At 31.6% G+C, this 20,807-nt stretch carries 17 protein-coding genes; 16 read left to right on the forward strand and 1 reads right to left on the reverse strand.

Annotated features, from left to right (window positions below):
* Positions 1-418 precede the first annotated feature (418 nt).
* The 16 genes from OW730_RS11770 (at position 419) to OW730_RS11845 (ending at position 19,832) form a co-directional block, all read left to right on the forward strand.
* Positions 419-1,354, forward strand: coding sequence for an ABC transporter permease (locus tag OW730_RS11770; RefSeq protein WP_271229205.1), 936 nt, complete (start codon positions 419-421; stop codon positions 1,352-1,354).
* 13 nt (positions 1,355-1,367) lie between these two features.
* The gene (locus tag OW730_RS11775) at positions 1,368-2,285 is read left to right on the forward strand and encodes an ABC transporter permease (protein WP_271229206.1); all 918 of its coding nucleotides are present in this window, start codon (positions 1,368-1,370) and stop codon (positions 2,283-2,285) included.
* Positions 2,286-2,302: 17 nt separating this feature from the next.
* Positions 2,303-3,331, forward strand: coding sequence for an ABC transporter ATP-binding protein (locus OW730_RS11780; protein WP_271229207.1), 1,029 nt, complete (start codon positions 2,303-2,305; stop codon positions 3,329-3,331).
* Entirely contained in the window at positions 3,331-4,296 is a 966-nt protein-coding gene (locus OW730_RS11785; protein ID WP_271229208.1) for an ABC transporter ATP-binding protein, read from the forward strand. The genes OW730_RS11780 and OW730_RS11785 overlap by 1 nt, the downstream gene beginning before the upstream one ends.
* A gap of 99 nt (positions 4,297-4,395) precedes the next feature.
* Positions 4,396-6,105, forward strand: a complete 1,710-nt coding sequence (locus OW730_RS11790; RefSeq protein WP_271229209.1) for a peptide ABC transporter substrate-binding protein — start codon at positions 4,396-4,398, stop codon at positions 6,103-6,105.
* 491 nt (positions 6,106-6,596) lie between these two features.
* Positions 6,597-8,312, forward strand: a complete 1,716-nt coding sequence (locus OW730_RS11795; RefSeq protein ID WP_271229210.1) for a peptide ABC transporter substrate-binding protein — start codon at positions 6,597-6,599, stop codon at positions 8,310-8,312.
* 482 nt (positions 8,313-8,794) lie between these two features.
* The gene (locus OW730_RS11800) at positions 8,795-9,730 is read left to right on the forward strand and encodes an ABC transporter permease (RefSeq protein ID WP_271229211.1); all 936 of its coding nucleotides are present in this window, start codon (positions 8,795-8,797) and stop codon (positions 9,728-9,730) included.
* Positions 9,731-9,735: 5 nt separating this feature from the next.
* Complete coding sequence (locus OW730_RS11805) at positions 9,736-10,647, forward strand: ABC transporter permease (protein WP_442945440.1); 912 nt, start codon at positions 9,736-9,738, stop codon at positions 10,645-10,647.
* Positions 10,648-10,661: 14 nt separating this feature from the next.
* Positions 10,662-11,699 carry an ABC transporter ATP-binding protein gene (locus tag OW730_RS11810; protein ID WP_271229213.1) on the forward strand — a complete coding sequence of 346 codons (1,038 nt, stop codon included), beginning with the start codon at positions 10,662-10,664 and terminating at the stop codon, positions 11,697-11,699.
* Complete coding sequence (locus OW730_RS11815; protein ID WP_271229214.1) at positions 11,689-12,657, forward strand: ABC transporter ATP-binding protein; 969 nt, start codon at positions 11,689-11,691, stop codon at positions 12,655-12,657. Before OW730_RS11810 ends, OW730_RS11815 begins: the two co-directional genes overlap by 11 nt.
* A gap of 61 nt (positions 12,658-12,718) precedes the next feature.
* Positions 12,719-14,494: a peptide ABC transporter substrate-binding protein gene (locus tag OW730_RS11820; protein ID WP_271229215.1), complete on the forward strand. Its 1,776-nt coding sequence runs from the start codon at positions 12,719-12,721 to the stop codon at positions 14,492-14,494.
* Positions 14,495-15,131: 637 nt separating this feature from the next.
* A complete protein-coding gene (locus OW730_RS11825) occupies positions 15,132-16,859 on the forward strand; it encodes a peptide-binding protein (protein WP_271229216.1) in 1,728 nt (575 codons plus the stop codon).
* Between the two features lie 185 nt (positions 16,860-17,044).
* On the forward strand, positions 17,045-17,293 hold the full coding sequence (locus tag OW730_RS11830) for a small, acid-soluble spore protein, alpha/beta type (RefSeq protein ID WP_271229217.1): 249 nt from the start codon (positions 17,045-17,047) through the stop codon (positions 17,291-17,293).
* Between the two features lie 192 nt (positions 17,294-17,485).
* Entirely contained in the window at positions 17,486-18,226 is a 741-nt protein-coding gene (locus tag OW730_RS11835; RefSeq protein ID WP_271229218.1) for a class I SAM-dependent DNA methyltransferase, read from the forward strand.
* Between the two features lie 14 nt (positions 18,227-18,240).
* The gene (gene hslO / locus OW730_RS11840) at positions 18,241-19,119 is read left to right on the forward strand and encodes an Hsp33 family molecular chaperone HslO (protein ID WP_271229219.1); all 879 of its coding nucleotides are present in this window, start codon (positions 18,241-18,243) and stop codon (positions 19,117-19,119) included.
* Between the two features lie 86 nt (positions 19,120-19,205).
* A complete protein-coding gene (locus tag OW730_RS11845) occupies positions 19,206-19,832 on the forward strand; it encodes an MBL fold metallo-hydrolase (protein WP_271229220.1) in 627 nt (208 codons plus the stop codon).
* A 211-nt stretch (positions 19,833-20,043) separates the two neighbouring features.
* Here the strand turns inward: OW730_RS11845 and OW730_RS11850 are convergent, their stop codons facing one another.
* Positions 20,044-20,742 carry a DUF6873 family GME fold protein gene (locus OW730_RS11850; RefSeq protein WP_271229221.1) on the reverse strand — a complete coding sequence of 233 codons (699 nt, stop codon included), beginning with the start codon at positions 20,740-20,742 and terminating at the stop codon, positions 20,044-20,046.
* Positions 20,743-20,807: the final 65 nt, after the last annotated feature.

Below are 20,807 nucleotides of genomic sequence, written 5' to 3' on the forward strand. Positions count from 1 at the left end.
AATGCAAATTAAATGTAAGTGTAAGATAAGTTTGATAAAATAGAGATATGAATTGACAGAAAAAAGCGAAAAATTTAAAAAGATAAAAACTTGTAAGCAAAACATTTTAATGTGATTCAAAATAAAATTGCAAAAACATAATAAATGATATAAAATATTAAATAATTGGCGTAAAAAGGTGAAAACTTTAATGCGCTGCATTGAAAACAAATCTACTAACAAATGCATGTTAAATCGACAAATCTTTTAAAATCAAATTAATTTAAAAAAATAAAGAAGTTTACAGATTTCAAAGAATTTAATTAACAAAACAAATTATAATGGTTTCACTCTTTCAATGTGATATTTATACTTAGATATTTTATTGAAGGATGATATATATTTATCAACTATAAGATAAATGATGGGAGGATGAACAATGCTTAAGTTTATTGCTAAAAGAATAGGTTATATGTTTTTAACTTTATTCGTTGTAACAACAATAACATTTATGCTAATACGTGCAATTCCAGGAGATCCACTTGCTAGTATGGCTAGAAAATTACCAGAACAAACAAGAATCAATTATTATGCTAAATACGGTTTGGACAAGCCGGTAATTGTTCAGTATGGAGTGTTTTTAAAGAATTTAGTTTTACATGGAGATTTAGGAGAGTCTCTTACATACCCAGGAAGAAAAGTAACTGATACTATTAAGAAATATGCTCCTGTATCAGGAAGGTTAGGTATTCAAGCGATAACAATGGGATTCACCATAGGAATTTTGATGGGTATTCTAGCTGCCTTTAACAGAAATAAATGGCCAGATTATATAGTTATGTTTATAGCGATATTAGGAGTATCTGTGCCGAGTTTCGTTATAGCGTCATTACTGCAATATTTCTTCAGTGTTAAGTGGCAGATATTACCTACTATAGGATGGGGTGCATTTAAATACACTATTTTACCATCTATAGCTTTAAGTTTTGGATCTATTGCTAAATATGCAAGATATATGAGAGCTAACTGTTTAGATATTATTGGACAAGATTATATTCTAACTGCTAAAGCAAAAGGTGTTTCTAAAATATCATTAGTAGTTAAACATGTTATAAGAAATGCAATTTTACCAGCTATTACATTATTAGGACCTCAAATTGCAATGATATTTGTTGGATCATTTGTAATCGAGAGTATCTTCTCAATCCCAGGATTAGGATCTTACTTCGTTTCATCTATATCTAACAGAGACTATACTATGATAATGGGACAAACAATGTTTATATCATTCTTATTTGTTTCATCGTTAGTTGTAGTAGATATTTTATATGGAGTGATTGACCCAAGAATTAGACTTGGTGGAGGAAAGAAATAAGGAGGTAATATAGATGTCTGTTGAATTAAATAAAGATAAGTTTAAGATTATTGGTTGTGACAATGCTGATGCAGAAGTAATTTTAAGACCTAGTATGACCTTCTGGCAGGATGCTTGGAGAAGATTAAAGCAGAATAAAGTAGCGATAGGTGCGCTTGTTATGCTTACATTAATATGTATTATGACGGTTATTGGACCGTGGATAGCTAAATATCCTTACGAAGCAATAAGTGATGCAATAAACCAAGGGTCTTCAGCGGAACATTGGTTTGGAACTGATCAGATTGGAAGAGATATGTTTGCTAGAGTGTGGCAAGGTGGAAGAATCTCTATGCTTATTGGTATCATCGGTGCTATAGTGGATACTGTAGTAGGTTCAATATATGGAGGTATTTCTGGATACTTTGGTGGTATTGTTGATGATATAATGATGAGAATTGTTGAAGTATTAGTAAGTATTCCTTACTTAATAGTTGTAATATTAGTTTCTTTAATTGTTGGAAAAGGTGTAGGTGCACTTATCCTAGCAATGACACTTACAGGATGGTGTTATATGGCTAGATTGGTTAGAGGACAACTTCTACAAATTAAAGAGCAAGAATATGTACTTGCAGCAACTGCTTTAGGTGCTAGTCCTGCAAGAATAATTGGTAAGCACTTAATACCAAATACATTAGGTATCATGATAGTTGCAATTACATTTGATATACCAGGATTTATTTTCGGAGAAGCCTTCTTAAGTTATATAGGACTTGGAGTGCAGTCGCCAGCGACAAGTTGGGGTGCTCTTGCTTCAGCAGCTAAAGAGCAGTTAATGTTCTATCCAGAACAATTATTTTTCCCAGCCTTATTTATCAGTTTAACAATGTTATCATTCCAGTTGTTGGGTGATGGATTGAGAGACGCGCTAGATCCTAAGTTGAGACAATAACAGAGGAGGATAAAAGAATGGAAAAAATACTAGACGTACAAGATTTGAAAGTTTCATTCCATACTTACGCTGGAGAAGTTCAAGCGGTAAGAGGAGTAAGCTTTCACTTAAATAAAGGTGAAACATTAGCTATAGTTGGTGAATCGGGATGTGGAAAAACAGTTACTTCTAAGTCTCTTATGAGATTATTACCTGAGCCAATGCCGGCTGAAATAAAGAAAACATCAAAGATATTATTTAACGGTAAGAATATTTTAGATATGAAGGATAAAGAGTTAAGAAGTTTAAGAGGGGCGGATATATCTATGATATTCCAAGACCCTATGACATCTCTTAATCCTACAATGACAATAGGTAAGCAAATTGCTGAGAGTTTGATTATTCACAGAGGATTAAGTAAAACAGAGGCTTTTGATGAAGCTGTTAAGATGTTAAAGTTAGTTAATATTCCTAACGCTGAAAAGAGAGCTAAGCAATATCCTCATGAATTTTCAGGTGGAATGAGACAAAGAGCTATGATTGCTATTGCGCTTTCTTGTGATCCGAAAGTTCTTATTGCAGATGAACCTACAACAGCACTTGATGTTACAATTCAAGCGCAAATTATGGATTTAATAAGAGGATTACAAAAAGACTTAGGAACAGCAGTTATTCTTGCTACGCATGACCTTGGGGTTGTTGCTGATGTAGCTGATAGAATTCAAGTAATGTATGCAGGAGTAGTAATTGAGAGAGGAACAACTGATGAAGTGTTCTATAATCCAAAACATCCATATACATGGGCGCTGCTACAATCGGTTCCAAGACTTGAAACTCAAAACAAGGATGTGTTGTATGCTTTAGGTGGAACACCTCCAGACCTTGTTAAGCCTCCTGTAGGATGTCCATTTGCAGCGAGATGTGAATATTGTATGGAAGTTTGTAAAGAAGCTATGCCAGACGAAACAAGAATTAGTGATACTCAAACTGTAAGCTGTTGGTTACAACATCCTTTAGCTCCAAAGGTAGAATTGCCTGAAGTATTAAGAAAAGGAGGAGCTGAATAATGGCTAATAAAGAAGTATTAATTCAAGTAAAAAATTTGAAGAAGCATTTCCAAGTTGGTCCTAAAGCTACACTTAAAGCTGTAGATAATGTTTCATTTGATATCTATAAAGGAGAAACTTTAGGTCTTGTTGGTGAATCAGGTTGTGGTAAAACTACATGTGGTAGAACTGTAATGGGACTATATGATGCAACTGGTGGAGAAGTTATCTTCAATGGAGATATTAATGTGCATAAGTTGAATAAAAAAGAGAAAAAAGACTTTGCGAGAAAAGCTCAGATTATTCTTCAAGACCCATATGCTTCACTTAATCCAAGGATGACAGTTGGAGATATTATTGGAGAAGGTATCGATATACACAATATATATAAAGGGCAAGAAAGAACAAAGAGAATATTTGAACTTCTTGAATTAGTTGGTCTTAATAAAGAGCATGCTTCAAGATTTCCTCATGAATTCTCAGGTGGACAAAGACAAAGAATTGGTATTGCAAGAGCATTAGCTATTGAACCAGAATTTATAGTATGTGATGAGCCTATATCTGCTCTGGATGTATCAATTCAAGCTCAAGTTGTTAACTTGTTAATTAAGCTTCAAGAAGAATTTGGACTTACTTACTTATTTATTGCTCACGATTTATCTATGGTAAAACATATCAGTGATAGAGTTGGTGTAATGTATTTAGGTAATATGGTTGAACTTGCATCTAGTGAGGATTTATATGCAGAGCCGCTTCATCCATATACACAAGCTTTATTATCTGCGATTCCGGTTCCGGATCCAGAAATTGAAAGGACTAAAGAAAGAATAGATATAGAGGGAGAAATTCCAAGTCCGATTAATCCTAAACCAGGTTGTAGATTTGCAACTAGATGTAGATTTGTAAAAGACATCTGTAAGCAGGAAACGCCTGAGTTAATAGAAGTTAAAAAAGATCATTTTGTAGCTTGTCACTTGGTGAAATAACACCAAGTGCAGCTATTAAAATAAATTTTATTATTTAAATTTTAAGGAAAAGTATTTAACAAAACTAGTCTAAGTACTAGAAGAGAAGGAGGTTTTTTTGTGAAGAGCAAAAAAATGATTGCAGCTTTAATGGCATTAACTGTTGGAACTGGTGCAGTATTAACAGCATGTGGAGATAAAGCAGCTAATAAGGGAAATGATAATACTTCAAAGTCAAATGCAGAAGGAAATAATGGTATTGATGAAGAACAATATCTAAACATCTTTTTAGGTGCAGAGCCTAAAACTATTGACCCATCAAGATCATCAGACTTATATTCTAATCAAATTCTTACTCATATTGTTGATGGTTTAACAAGAATTGAGCAAGATGAAAATGGCGATAAGATAGTTCCAGGAATCGCTGAAAGTTGGGAAGTTAGTGAAGATGGATTAGTATGGACGTTCAATTTAAGAGATGCTAAGTGGAGTGACGGAGTTGCTGTAACAGCTAAAGATTTTGAGTATGGTGTTAAAAGAACATTAGATCCTAACACTGGTTCAAACTATGCTTGGTTAATAACTCCTGTAATTAAAAATGCAGATGCTTTCAACAAGGGTGAAGCAACAGCTGATGAAGTTGGAGTTAAAGCATTAGATGAGAAAACAGTTCAATTTACATTAGAAAGCCCAGTAGCATATTTCTTAGATCTTACATATTTTAGAGTAATGCTTCCTCAAAGACAAGATATTGTTGAACAATATGGAGAAGCTTATGGATCAGAAGCAGAGCAAATGCTTTCAAATGGTGCATTTACTTTAGAAAGCTGGACTCATGATAGTGAATTAGTTTTCAAAAAGAATCCAGATTATTGGAATGCTGATGTAGTAAAACTTGATACAGTAGCAATGAAGATTGTTAAAGATGAAAGTGCTAGAATGAACACTTTATTCACTGGACAAGTTGATTTAGGTGTAGTATCTAAAGCTGAGTGGATGAATAAATTCAATGAAATGGGAGAGTTTACTTATTCTTCTGTAGCTAAGCCAAGTGCGGTATATGAAGTATTCAACCAAAATAGCAGATACTTCAAAAATGATAAGATAAGAAAAGCTTTTATTACAGCAATTGATAGAGAAGCTATAAACCAAACTTTATACAGAGGAATATACATGCCAGCTTATGCGTGGGTTCCTTATGCGGTTCAAATCGGTGGAGAAGAGTTTAGGGATAAATCTTCAGATCTTCCAATTAAGAGATTAATTGAAGAAACTCCAGATCCTAAAGCGTTATTAATTGAAGGATTAAAAGAGTTAGGGGAAAGTGAAAACCCAGCAGATATGACTGTAACTATGCTTCAAAGTGGAACAAATTCAAGATCAAGAGAGTTTGCTGAATTTGAGCAGCAAAAATTACAAGAGGTTCTTGGAATCAATGTTAAAATTGATTACTATGAGTGGGCAGTATTCAGTGATTTAATAAGAAAAGGTGAATATGATTTTGCTTCTCAAGGATGGTCTGGAGACTATAATGATCCAATGACATTCCTAGAAATGTTTGCATCTACTGCTGATGTTGTACCATCAGGTTGGGTAAATGAAGAATATGATTCATTGATTAAGGAGTCTACAATGACAACTGATCAGCAGAAGAGATTTGAAATGTTCAAGAGAGCAGAAGAAATCTTATTATACGAAGATGCAGTAATATCACCATGGATTTTCCGTAAGACATCTACTTACACTAGAAAATATGCTAAGGGTGTTATGACTCCATTATTCGGAACGACTGATGTAACAAAAGCATACACTGTTAATAGAGATAAATAATTTAATAATATTAAGGCCAAAGGGTAACCTTTGGTCTTTATTAAATTTTATGACAAAATATTACACCTTACGACATTGTAATGTAAGATTGTAAGTTTTGTAAGGTAAATGTAAGGTAAGAGTAAGGAAAATATGTTAAAATAATATTAACATTTCAACTAAGGAAAAATTTAAAACCTCTAAAGTGTTTGCTGTAGCAAGGTTAGAAACTGAAATTTATAAAATTATATCAAATTTTAACTTCCGATTTATTGTGAATAAATTTTAAGATTATGAATGAAATTTCACGAGAAAATTTTTTTTAGTTAAAACATTACAAATACATAAGCTGAGAATTACTATACGTTAAACTTTCAGAATAAAGGAAACTTTATTCAAAATGAATTAATAAGATGCCGTGAAAATCATTTTACAAATGATAAAAATATTACTTACTTAAAAATTAAACACTTTATATATAATAAAGTGAAATTAACAAAGGGGGATTTCGAATGAAGAGCAAAAGATTACTTGCACTTACTATGGCTGCAACTATGGCAGTAGGAGGGGTGTTAACTTCATGTGGTAAGAAAGATGAGAGTGCAAAGGTGAATGAAAAAACAAATGACTCTCAAGGGGTTACGGTTGAAGGAGAAAAAATTGATGAAGAGCAGTATATGAAGATTTTCTTAGATGCAGAACCAAAATCAATTGACCCTTCAAGATCAACAGATATGTATTCTAACCAAATATTAACTCATATCGTTGATGGATTAACAAGAATTGAGCAAGATGAAAATGGGGACAAGATTGTTCCTGGAATTGCTAAGAGTTGGAATGTAAGTGACGATGGATTAGTTTGGACATTTAATTTAAGAGATGCTAAGTGGAGTGATGGAGTACCTGTAACAGCTAAAGATTTTGAGTATGGAATTAAGAGAACATTAGATCCTAGTACTGGATCAAGATATGCATGGTTAATAACACCAGTTATTAAAAATGCTGCTGCATTTAACTCTGGAGAAGGTTCAGCTGATGAACTTGGAATTAGAGTTATCGATGAAAAGACAATAGAATTCACATTGGAATCACCAATAGCATATTTCTTAGATCTTACATACTTTAGAGTAATGTTACCACAGAGACAAGATATTGTTGAAAAATATGGTGAAGCATATGGTTCAGAAGCTGAACAAATGGTTTCAAATGGTGCCTTCACACTTGAAAGTTGGGTACATGACAGTGAGTTAACATTTAAGAAAAATCCTACTTACTGGAATGCAGATGAAGTTATTCTTGAAGATTTAACAATGAGCATTGTTAAAGATGAAAGTGCAAGAATGAGTACTTTGTTCACTGGAGCAGTTGATTTAGGTACAGTTTCTAAACCAGAATGGAGAGCAAAATTTGAAAGTATGGATGAGATGATTTATTCATCAAAGGCTAAGCCATCTGCATCATATGAGATTTACAACCAAAATAATAAATACTTTAAAAATGAAAAAATTAGAAAAGCATTTATTATAGCATTAAATAGAGAAGATGTTGTTAATGTATTATATAGAGGAGTTGGACAGCCTGCATATGCTTGGGTACCACCTTCTGTACAAATTGGTGGAGAAGATTTTAGAGAGAAAGTTAATTCTTTACCAGTTAAAAAACTTATTGATGAAAATCCAGATCCTAAAGCATTATTGATAGAAGGTTTAAAAGAACTTGGAGAGAGTGAAAATCCAGCAGATATGACTGTGACTATGCTTCAAAGTGGAACAAACGACAGATCAAGAGAATTTGCTGAATTCGAACAACAGCTATTAGTAAATAAATTAGGAATTAATGTAAAAGTAGATTATTATGATTGGGCAATATTTAGTGAAAAACTAGATAATCTTGAGTATGAGTTTGCTTCATTAGGATGGGGTGGAGATTATAATGACCCTAATACATTCTTAGAGATGTTTACTTCAACAGCTGGAATAGCTCCAACTGGATGGGTAAATGAAGAATATGATAAGTTAATTGCAGATGCTGCACAAACAATAGATCAAGATGCTAGATTAGAAATGTTTAAGAGAGCAGAAGAAATTCTAATTTATGAAGATGCTAATATGTCTCCATGGATATTCAGAGCTAGTTCAACAGTTACAAGAAAGTATGCTAAAGGTGTAATGACTCCTTTATTCGGAACAATTGATGTTACTAAAGCTTACACAGTAGGAAGAAAATAATTAAATTATTAAAGCCAGAGTATAAGAACTCTGGCTTTTCAATTGCGTTTTTTATTAATTTTGAAATGTTACTATATCGTAATGAATATTTTTAATAGCTTGTACAGGGAATGAAGAAGACTTTTTATAAATAATGAGTAATTTATTAGTTGTTGTATAGTTAAAATATTACTATCTTGTTAAAAAATGTTAATAAATTGTAATCTAAAATTAATTTTAATGTAAGCTAAAAATGATATTATTTATATAGAAAAAGTAATAAAAATCATATGTATTTAACCAACCCATAAATCAAATCAACTTAACAAGAATTACTCAATTTATTAGATAAATTTAAATCTCCCTTAAATATCAAATGATAAGAATATTTAAAGAACTAAAGATATTCACTAAAGTATACTTTAATTACTTATTATTTAAGTAAAAGGATGAAGTTTTCCAAAGTAAATTTTCAGAATATTCAAAAAGAGGGTGAGGCGTTCGTGTTAAAGTTCATTTTTAAAAGGATAGGGTATTTGATAATTACCTTGTTTATTGTATCATTTATTAATTTTATGCTTATACGTTCAATTCCAGGAGACCCACTGGGTGAAATGGCTAGAAAATTACCTGAACAGTCAAAAGTGAATTTTTATGCTAAATACGGTTTAGATAAACCAATCTTAGTTCAGTACGGAATATTTATTAAGAATCTTGTTCTTGAAGGGGATTTGGGTGAATCATTGTATTATCCAGGAAGAAAAGTTTCTGATATTATTAAGAAATTTGCTCCCACATCAGGAAGATTAGGTTTACAAGCATTAACATTCGGAGTGTTAGTAGGAATCTTGATGGGGATTATTGCTGCTTTAAACAGAGGGAAATGGCCTGATTACCTTATTATGTTTATAGCTATTTTAGGAATATCTGTTCCAAGTTTTATATTAGCATCATTGTTACAATATTTTTTTACTGTTAAATGGAAAATGTTTCCTCCTGTTGGGTGGAAGGGATTCAAATATACAGTTTTACCTACTTTAGCATTAAGTTTTGGTTCCATTGCGGTTTATGCAAGATATATGAGAGCAAACTGTCTAGATGTTTTGGGTCAAGATTTTATGCTAACAGCAAAAGCTAAGGGGGTTTCAAAACTATCATTAATATTTAAACATTTATTAAGAAATGCGTTATTACCAGTAATTACTATACTAGCGCCACAGATTGCAGGGGTTTTTGTTGGTGCATTTGTTGTAGAAAATATTTTTTCTATTCCTGGTTTAGGAAAATACCTAATAATTTCAATTACAAATAGAGACTATACAATGATTATGGGACAAACCATGCTTGTTACTTTTTTATTTGTTGTATCCTTGGTAGCTGTTGATATTCTATATGGTATTGTTGATCCTAGAATAAGAGTGGGAGGTGGAAAAAAATGATGGATATGAACATAAGCAGAGATAAATTTAAAATTATTGGTTGTGATGAATTAAATTGTGAAGAAATCATAAGACCTAGTATCAATTTTTGGCAAGATGCATGGAGACGATTAAAGAAAAATAAAGTAGCAATTATTGCCTTAGGAATTTTGATTCTAATTTCAATTATGGTTATTATTGGACCGTGGATATCAGGGTACAGGTTTGATGCTTTAGGTGATGTATTAAATGGAAAACCAGATTTTAAACATTTATTTGGAACAGATCAAATGGGTAGAGATATCTTTACAAGGGTTTGGAAAGGCGGAAGAGTATCATTAATGATTGGTTTGATTGGGGCAGCTATTGATACTGTTATAGGAACTTTATATGGCGGTATTGCAGGTTACTTTGGTGGGATCATTGATGATATTATGATGAGAATTGTTGAAATTCTTGCAAGTGTCCCATATCTTATTGTTGTAATATTAGTTTCTTTATTGATTGGAAAAGGTATTTTTGCTTTAATTATTGCCATGACTATAACAGGGTGGTTATTCATGGCAAGGTTAGTGAGGGGGCAAATAATTCAAATTAAAGAACAAGAATATGTATTGGCAGCTATAGCATTAGGTGCAAATCCAAGTAGAATTATTAGAAAACATTTACTTCCAAATACAATGGGGGTAATGATTGTAGCAATAACGCTTGATGTACCAGCATTTATATTTGGAGAAGCTTTTTTAGGGTATATCGGATTAGGTGTGCAATCACCTAATACAAGTTGGGGAGCTTTGGCTGCAGCAGCTAAAGAGTATATGATATTTCAGCCTTATCAACTATTCTTTCCTGCGTTGATGATAAGTTTAACTATGTTATCATTCCAACTTCTTGGAGATGGGTTAAGAGATGCATTTGATCCAAAACTAAGGCAATAAAAAGGAGGGAAAGTATGAAAAGTATTTTAGAAGTGAAGGATTTAAAAGTTTCCTTCCATACGTATGCAGGTGAGGTTCAAGCAGTTAGAGGAATTTCTTTCTCGCTAAATAAGGGTGAGACATTAGCTATAGTTGGAGAATCAGGATGTGGAAAGACTGTAACCTCAAAAGCCATAATGAGATTATTACCTGAAGATTCAATTGCTGAAATTAAATTAGGGTCTGAAATGAGATTTATGGGTCATAATATTTTAAAAAAAAATGAGAGGCAGCTTAGGGAATTGAGAGGTGCAGATATATCAATGATTTTCCAAGATCCTATGACTTCTTTAAATCCTACAATGACTATTGGAAATCAAATTGCAGAGAGTCTTATAATTCATAAAAAATTATCTAAACATAAAGCAATGAAGGAAGCAGTTGAAATGCTTAAGCTTGTTAATATTCCAAATGCAGATCGAAGAGCTAAGCAATATCCACATGAATTTTCAGGTGGAATGAGACAAAGAGCAATGATTGCAATTGCTTTAGCATGTAATCCTAAAATATTAATAGCAGATGAGCCAACTACTGCTTTAGACGTAACTATTCAAGCACAAATAATGGATCTAATAAAAGAAATACAGAAAAAAATGGATACAGCAGTAATACTTGTTACTCATGATTTGGGAGTAGTAGCAGATGTAGCTGATAAAATACAGGTTATGTATGCTGGAGTAATAGTAGAGAGGGGAACTATTGATGATATTTTTTATAATCCTAAGCATCCATATACATGGGCATTGTTGAAATCTGTACCTAATTTAGAAGGAGAAAATAAAGGAAAACTTTATTCTCTAGGAGGAACACCACCAGATTTAATTAAACCTCCTGTAGGATGTCCTTTTGCAGCAAGATGTAAGTACTGCATGGAAATTTGCAAGGAGGAGATGCCAATTGAAACAGAGGTAGATACAGAACATTTAGTTAGTTGCTGGTTGCGGCATCCTTATGCACCTACTATTCTAGAACCAGAATTTCAAGAAAAGGAGGTGCTGATTAGTGAGAAATAGAGAGATTTTAATTGAAGTTAGAAATTTAAAAAAATATTTTAAAGTAGGTCCTAAAACATATCTGAAGGCAGTAGATGATGTGAATTTTGAGATATATAAAGGGGAAACATTGGGATTAGTTGGAGAGTCAGGATGTGGTAAAACTACGTGTGGACGAACAATAATGGGATTATATGAAGCAACAAGTGGAAGTGTGATTTATGATGCCACAACAGATATAAGTAAACTTAGAAAAGATGAAAAAAAGAAGTTTGCACGTAAAGCACAGATAATTTTTCAAGATCCTTATGCTTCACTGAACCCTAGAATGACTGTTGGAGATATTATCGGGGAAGGGATAGATATTCACAACTTGTATTCCGGTGAAGAAAGGATGAATAAGATATATGAAGTTATTGAATTAGTTGGGTTAAATAAAGAGCATGTATCTAGATTTCCTCACGAGTTTTCTGGTGGTCAGAGGCAGCGTATAGGGATAGCTAGAGCATTAGCAGTAGAACCTCAATTCATAGTATGTGATGAACCTATTTCAGCGCTAGATGTTTCAATACAAGCTCAAATTGTTAATCTTCTTATTAAACTTCAAAATGAGTTAGGTTTAACATATTTATTTATTGCACATGACTTATCAATGGTTAAGCATATTAGCGATAGAGTTGGAGTTATGTATCTAGGAAATATGGTTGAATTAACGGATAGTAAAGAATTATATAATAATCCTCTTCATCCTTATACCCAGGCGCTTCTTTCTGCTATTCCAATACCTGATCCAAAAGTTGCAAAGGAGAAAGAAAGAATACATTTGGAGGGAGAAATTCCTAGTCCAATTAATCCAAAACCAGGATGTAGATTTGCTTCCAGGTGCCAATATTCTCAAGAAAGATGTAAAAAAGAAATGCCACAACTAAAAGAGGTGAAAGAAGGGCATTTTGTCGCATGTCATCTTGTGAAAAGTTAAGATCTGATATTTATTTATCAGTTCATAATTTATAGATGTAAAAAATAAGGGGGTCTTTAATGTGAAAAAAAAGAAACTGTTAGCTATGCTGCTAGCCACTACAATGATTTTTGGGGGGATTTTTACTTCATGTAAAAATAACAATGAAAAAGAAAATGGAGAAAATACCAATGTAAGCTCAACTAAAAAGGAGGATACTAATAAAAAAGATAATAATAAGAAAGAAAATACTAAGAAAGAGAATACAAAGAAGAATGATGATGAAGAGAAACTTGATAAGGATCAATATATGAATATATTCTTAACATCAGAGCCTAGTACTATTGACCCAGCATTAGCTACTGACGCCAATTCAGGACAAATACTAGTTCATATAATGGATGGTTTAACAAGAGTAGAGCAGGATGAGAATGGAGATAAAATAGTTCCTGCTTTAGCAAAAAGATGGGATGTAAGTGAAGATGGACTTACTTGGGTATTCCATTTAAGAGATGCGGTTTGGAGTGATGGTGTTCCTGTAGTTGCAGAACAATTTGAATATGGAATTAAGAGGCTATTAGATCCAGAAACAGGTTCTAGATATGCATGGATTCTTACAAATGTTATTCTAAACGCAGATAAGTACAACGCTGGTGAGGCAACAGCGGATGAGGTTGGAGTAAAAGCAATAGATGAGAAAACAGTGGAGTTTACATTAGCTTCACCTATAGCTTATTTCCTTGACTTGACATATTTCTCAGTTATGCTTCCGCAGAGAAAGGATCTTGTTGAAAAGTTTGGAGATAGTTTTGGTAGTGAAGCAAACCAACTAGCATCAACAGGTGCGTTTACTTTAGAAAAATGGGAACATGATAGTGAATTGGTTTTCAAGAAAAATCCTAAGTATTGGAATAAAGAAGAAATAAAATTAGAAACAATAACAATGTTAATAGTAAATGATGAGAGTGCAAGAATGAATACAATGCTAAGTGGAGATGTGGATTTAGGGGCAGCATCTCACCCGGATTATAGAAAGATGTTTGAGGAATCAGGAGACTTTAACTATAGTTCTAATGTAAAACCAAGAGCAGTTTATGAGATGTATAATCAAAATAATAAATACTTAAAAAATGAAAAAATAAGAAAAGCATTAATAACTGCATTAGATAGAGAAGCGTTAAATAATGTATTGTATAGAGGAATACAGGAACCAGCATACTCATGGGTACCGCCAACTGTTCAGATTGGAGGAGAAGATTTTAGAACAAAGGCAAATTCAACACCTGTCGAGAGATTGATAGAAGAATATCCTGATCCTAAAAAATTATTGATAGAAGGATTAAGAGAGATTGGTGAGAGTGAAGATCCTGCAGATATGACAGTAACAATATTGCAATCAGGAACATCTGCAAGAGATAAGGAATTTGCAGAATTTGAAATGGAATATTTAAAGAATAAACTAGGAATCAATGTAAAAGTGGATTATTATGAGTGGGCGATATTCTCTAAGATGGTTGATGAAGGTAATTATGAAATTGCATCACAAATGTGGATAGGAGATTATAACGATCCAAATACATTCTTAGAAATGTTTATATCTACAGCAGGAATATCTCCAACAGGATGGGTTAATGAAGAATATGATAATTTGATTGCAGAAGCTGCTCAAACAATGGATCAAGAGAAGAGATTTGAAATATTCAAGAGAGCAGAAGAGATTCTTTTATATGAAGATGGTGTTATTTCACCGTGGATTTTTGGTAAAACATCAACGTACACTAGGAAGTATGTTAGAGGCATTATAAGACCATTATTCGGTCAACTTGATGTTTCAAGAGCATACACAGTTGGAAGATAATAATTAATTTTAAAGCCAGAGAATAATTCTCTGGCTTCTTATTGTATATATGCTTTAAATTATTACTTTTTAGTAATAAAGGGAATAAATGGTAATACAAAAGGGTTGAATGAAAATTTTAAAAATCAATTTTCATCTTAATATTGCGAAAATGCAAGAAGAATGTGCCTATATATGTAAAATAATTAAAAAAATGTAATTAAAAATTAACTTAATAGTAAGCTTGAGATGATATGATTAGAATAGATACAGTGATAAAGTAATAAAGTGAAGTGTTTACAACATATAAAATTAACAACATATCTAGAAAATAACATTTTAAAATATTAGATAAATTTATCCTCCCAAATAACAACTCATGAAAATTTTTAAGATGAACTAAAGATAACTTTCAGCAAATTTATTCTCTATAAAAATCATATTAAAATATGAAAAAAAATTAAAGTGAATTATCAGAATATTGAAAAAGGTAATAACTTACTACTCTTCTACCAATATATTACAATGTACTAATCAGTAACAAAATATTAGGCGGAAGGAAGTAAGAAAAATATAACTAAAGTATTAAAATTTATGGGTTATGTCTAATGTATAATTTATTTTTTGACAATGATCCTAAAAATTAAGGAGGGTGTATATGAAAAAGAGGGTATTAATTTTTTCTGTAGTTGTTACGTTATTATTTTCTATAGCTTTCACTGGTTGTGGAAACAAAGCTAATGATAATGAAACAGTGAGTAAAGAAAAAACTAAACAAGAAGAAACTAAAAAAGGTAATGACAAGAAAGAAGGGAATGATAAAGAAGATAGTAAATTAGCTGATAGTCAAGTACTTAGATATGCGATTTGGAGTTCTCCTCCAGGGGTATTCCATCCAACTATGTATGAAGATGATTATGATTCAAATGTAAATCAGTTTATTTATGAAGGGTTAATAGAGATGAACCCTCAACTGAAATTTGAATTGAATTTAGCTGAGAAATATGAAGTATCTGATGATAATCTTGTATTAACATTTTACTTAAGGAAAGATGTTAAGTGGCATGATGGTAAACCATTTACAGCTGAAGACGTAGCATTCACTTATGAGAGTACTTGCCATCCAGATTATTCTGGTCCAAGATTTTCTAACTACAGTAAGATTAAAGGTGCTCAAGCGTATAGAGATGGAGAAGCTGATAAAGTTGAAGGTATAGAAGTTATAGACAAGCATACTATAAGAGTAACGTTATCAGAAGTGTATGCACCTGCGCTTGCAGATATTGCAGAGTCTGCAATATTCCCTAAGCATATTTGGTCCAATATTCCTATTGGAGAGTGGGATGAAGCGACAGAAGCTTTGAGAAACCCGATTGGTACAGGGCCTTTCAAATTTGCAAAGTTTGAACCAGATCAATATGTTGAGTTTGTTGGAAATGATGAATATCATAGGGGTAAGCCAATACTTGAAAAAATATTCCTTCAAGTAGCTAACCAAGATACAGTTCAAGCGCAGTTAATAGCTGGGGAAATTGATTTTGCACCAATTAGTAAATTGAATAAAGACGATATAGCTTACTATAAGGAAAATGGCATAGTTGTAGAGGAAGTAACAGATCGTGGATACCAATATATGGGTATAAACAACAGGCTTGATAAATTTAAGGATAAACGAGTTCGTCAAGCATTTGCTTATGCTATAGATAGACAAGGTATGGTTGATGGAATAATGGAAGGTTTTGGTGTAGTAGCTAATGCTCCTTATGCATCATTTAGCTGGGCGCTACCAAAAGATGGTATCAATGATTATGCATATAATCCTGAAAAGGCAAAAGAACTTATAGCTTCTGTAGATGGATATGAGTATAAAGGTGATACACTTTATTATAAAGGAAAACCACTTAAATTAACTTTAAAATATCCTACTGGTAATAAAGTTAGAGAAGCTTCTGCACCTCTTATTCAGCAGAACTTAAAAGCTATAGGTATTGAAGTGGAACTTTTAATCATGGAATTTGGAACATTACTTGAACAAGTATGTGATGAGCTTGATTTTGATTTATATTTAATGGCATGGGGACTTTCAGTTGATCCAGATCAAACAGGTATATGGCATTCTAGCATAACAGGTCCTGGAGGATGGAATACACCTGGGTTTATAAATAAAAAGAGTGATGAATTATTGGCAAAAGGTACATTAACACTAGATCAAAGTGAAAGAGAAAAAATTTATAATCAGTGGGCTAGACTTATGAATGATGAAATGCCATCAGTATTCTTATATAGTCAAGTAGATGGTCGAGCATATAGTCCAAAAATTAAAGGGTTAAAAATATTCCCATACGGTAACTTCTACAATATACACAAAATATATATTGCTAAATAATTTGAATCAGGTTGGTAGCTATGCTATCAACCTGTTTTTTGCAAGGAGATGTACCAAGTTCAGTCAATGCTCCTTCAAGGTATAAGTAACATACTAGATGTATTTTATTGCATATGTTTACATTGAATAAAAATCTACTTAAAAGTTAAAAATAAAAAATATAATAACTTAAAGGAGATTTTGTTATGGGAAAAACACCTTTGAAAAAAGTAATAAAAGCAAAATTGAAGGCAAATAGAGAACTTACTGAAATGGAAAAATTAAGAGAAAAAATTAAATATGAAATTGCTGAAGAACTAGGGTTAGATGAAAAAGTTAAAAAAGAAGGCTGGGGAGCTCTTACTGCTGAAGAAAGCGGAAGAATTGGTGGAATGATGACTAAAAGAAAAAAAACATTAAATCTTCCTAAGAATAAAGATATATTGAAAAATTAAATTTCTTTAATTAATCAGTTTTTTTTGATATAATACATAATTGAATAAAAGACACAATGATTAAATGAGTTTTTGAAAAGTAATATATAAAGTTTTTTATGTTTTACATAAAGAGTTTCAATAGCATTTAATTTATAAAAAAGTGTAGCTTTTAGATGTTTTCTAAAAGCTTTACTGTTTTGAGGTGAAATTATGATATGTTATAATAGATTAGCAGAAATTTATGATCAATTAATCTATGAAGATGTTGATTATAAGAAAATCGGAAATTTTATTATGAATCAAATGGAAGAATTAGATATTAATAAAAAGAAATACTTGGATTTAGCTTGTGGTACAGGTAATCTTACAGCTAGTATTGGAGAAAATTTTAATACAGTATATGGATTGGATTTATCACAAGATATGTTATGTAAAGCTGAAGATAAATTAAGGCAAAGTAAATTAAATCACAAATTATTTTGTATGGATATAACAGATTTTAATATAAATGATAAAGTTGACTTAGTAACAAGTTGTCTTGATTCAACCAACTATATTATAGAAGAAAAAAAAATAATAGATTATTTTAATTGTGTCTATAACGTTTTAAATGAAAAAGGAATATTTGTATTTGATATAAATTCAGAGTATAAACTTAGAGAAGTATTAGGAAATAATACGTACACGTATGATGAAGAAGATGTATTTTATGTATGGGAAAATGAAATTGAAAATCAATGTATAAACATGTATCTGACTTTCTTTATTAAGAATGGACAAGTATATGAAAGGTTTGATGAAGAACATACGGAAAGAATATATTCTGTAAAAATGATAGAAAGTATTCTAAAATCATGTGGATTTGATATAATTAAAATTAGAGATAATTATTCAGAAAATAAAATTACAGAAACTACTGAGAGAATTATATTTGTAGTTAAGAAAAGATAACAGGAGGAAGAAAAATGCAAGATAAATTGATTAGAGCAATTGCTCATAATGGAGATATAAGAGTTATTGGAGCACAAACAACTAACCTAGTTAATGAGGGAATATCTATACATAAATGTGCACCTACTGCAGCAGCAGCATTAGGAAGAATGTTAACAGCTGGTGTTTTAATGGGATCCACTTTAAAATCAGAGAAAGATAAACTTACATTGAAGATGGATGGAGGCGGAATTGCAAAAGGTGTGATTGTAACTGCTTCAAGTGATTGCAAAGTAAAAGGATATATCGGTAATCCAGATGCTCATTTACCTGCAAATGATAAAGGAAAGTTAGACGTAAGTGGCATAATAGGAAAAGACGGTAGTTTAGTAGTTATTAGAGATATGGGATTAAAAAAGCCTTATGTAGGTCAAATACCTATATATACAGGAGAGATAGGTGATGATATCGCATATTATTACACTACTTCTGAGCAGACACCATCTGCTGTTGGATTAGGAGTTCTTGTAGAACCAAACTATACAGTAAGTGCAGCAGGAGGATTTATTATTCAGATGATGCCTGGTGCTAGTGAAATGGTTGCGGATATTTTAATGTATAGATTAGAAGAGATACCTTCAATAACTCAGATGCTATCTGAAGGAAAAACAATTGAAGATATACTAAAACTAATATTTGAAGATATGAACCTTCAAATATTAGAGGAGGAAAAACCTGAATATAAGTGTGATTGCAGCAGAGATAAAGTTGAAAAGGCACTTATAAGTATAGGTAAAGAGGAATTACAGAATATTGTTGATGAGAATAAGGTTGAAGAAATTGCTTGTCAATTCTGTAGTACTAGATATGAATTTACACCAGAAGATATTAAGAAATTAATAGCTGAAATTTAATAATAACCCCTTTGATGAAGAGGAAGTCTTCGTTGAAGGGGTTTATATTTATAAAAGATAAACTATAGAATAAGGAAGTGTTTCTTATGAAGTGGCAAACCTTAAAAGGATATAAAATACAAAGGATTTTAACAACTAATTTACCTTTGATAATCACTAATGGTGATAACAATATAATGATTGATACTGGAAGAAAAAAAGCTTGGAACAGTATTTCAAAAAAACTAGATAAAGTTTTAGGTGATAATAAAATAAATGCTGTTATTTTAACACATACTCATCCTGATCATACTCAAACTCTTAATCAAGTAGTATGTAAGTACGATTGCAAAGTATTAGTATATGAGAAGGTAGTTAATAAAGTTTGTTTAAACAAAAAAGAAAACTTTGTTTTAGTTAACGATGAATATGAGCTTAATGATTTAGGTATTGAAGGGAAGATAATATACATACCTGGACATTCCGAGGGCTCTATTGGAATTATTGTTGACGATGTAATAATGATTGGGGATATTATGGGGGATTTTGTTACTAAGCCTTTTGCTAAAAAAAAGAAAAGAGTAAGTGATGATACACTAAAAAGTTTAAAGAAATTAGTTGATCAAAAATGTAAATTATACTTCCCGGCTCATAAGGAGAGAGTTTATACTTATGAACAGGTTGAAAATTTCTATAATAGATATATAGAAGGAGAAATTATTTATCAAGTATAATAATTAATAAATGTTAGTAAGTTGAATTGCAAGAAAAGCAATATGTAGTATTAAAGAAGAAACACATCATGAAAACTACGATATTTTATCCCAAGATAAAATAAGTAAACCTCTCTTGTGCTAAAGAACAATAAAATATAGGTTCTGCCCAAAAGCAGAACCATCCATCATTCTCAATTCTCAATTCTCAATTAGGGTTTAGGTGGTTTTCCTAAACCCGTATAATGCTTCCTCTATCTATCAAATGCGAATCAGAAAGATAGATAGGTTTTACATCATGTTTGATTAAAAATTTTAAAATTTCATTTCCGTATCTATATTTTTTTAGACTGCCAAAAAAAGCTAACTCACCTTCAGAAAGAAGTCCGCAAGTTCCTCCAATAAAACCATAATCTAATCCAGGAAGTTCAATATTACCTGGAGGTATTTCTAAAACATCAATATCATAAGGCTCTAAAGCTTTAATTATGGATTTATCAGATGTTATTAATGCTTTATTTGATATGACGGCTGTTGAACATTTGGTATATCCTTGTTTAACATTTATACATATTTTATCATCAATGAAGGGTATAATACTTTTATCTGTGAATTTAAGTGCAGCTATAAAATAATCCTTTAATAAAACTGCGTTCAGTAAAACATTTTCAGGGTATTTAGAACCTAGAGAAGAGTTAGTTAATGTAACATCTATTCCTGAGGAAGTTAGGCTCTTAATAAAATGTAAATGAGCTTCCTTGTGTATGATAGCTTTTGAGGCGAAAGGTGAGAAAACTTGAATGTCTGGATGACCATCTATTGCAGAATACAAAATAGGATATTTTTTTGTCATAATTATATTACTGCATATTTTTGACAGAGAAAAAAATTCTTGCTGTGTAGTTCTATAATCAATAATAATAGTGTTCAAATATATCACCTCACATATATTATATATTGAGTAGGTATTTAATTGAATATAAACCTTAAAGTTTT

Origin of the sequence: Oceanirhabdus sp. W0125-5 (assembly GCF_027938815.1) — a bacterium.
In the GTDB taxonomy this organism is placed as follows: Bacteria; Bacillota; Clostridia; order Clostridiales; family Clostridiaceae; genus Oceanirhabdus.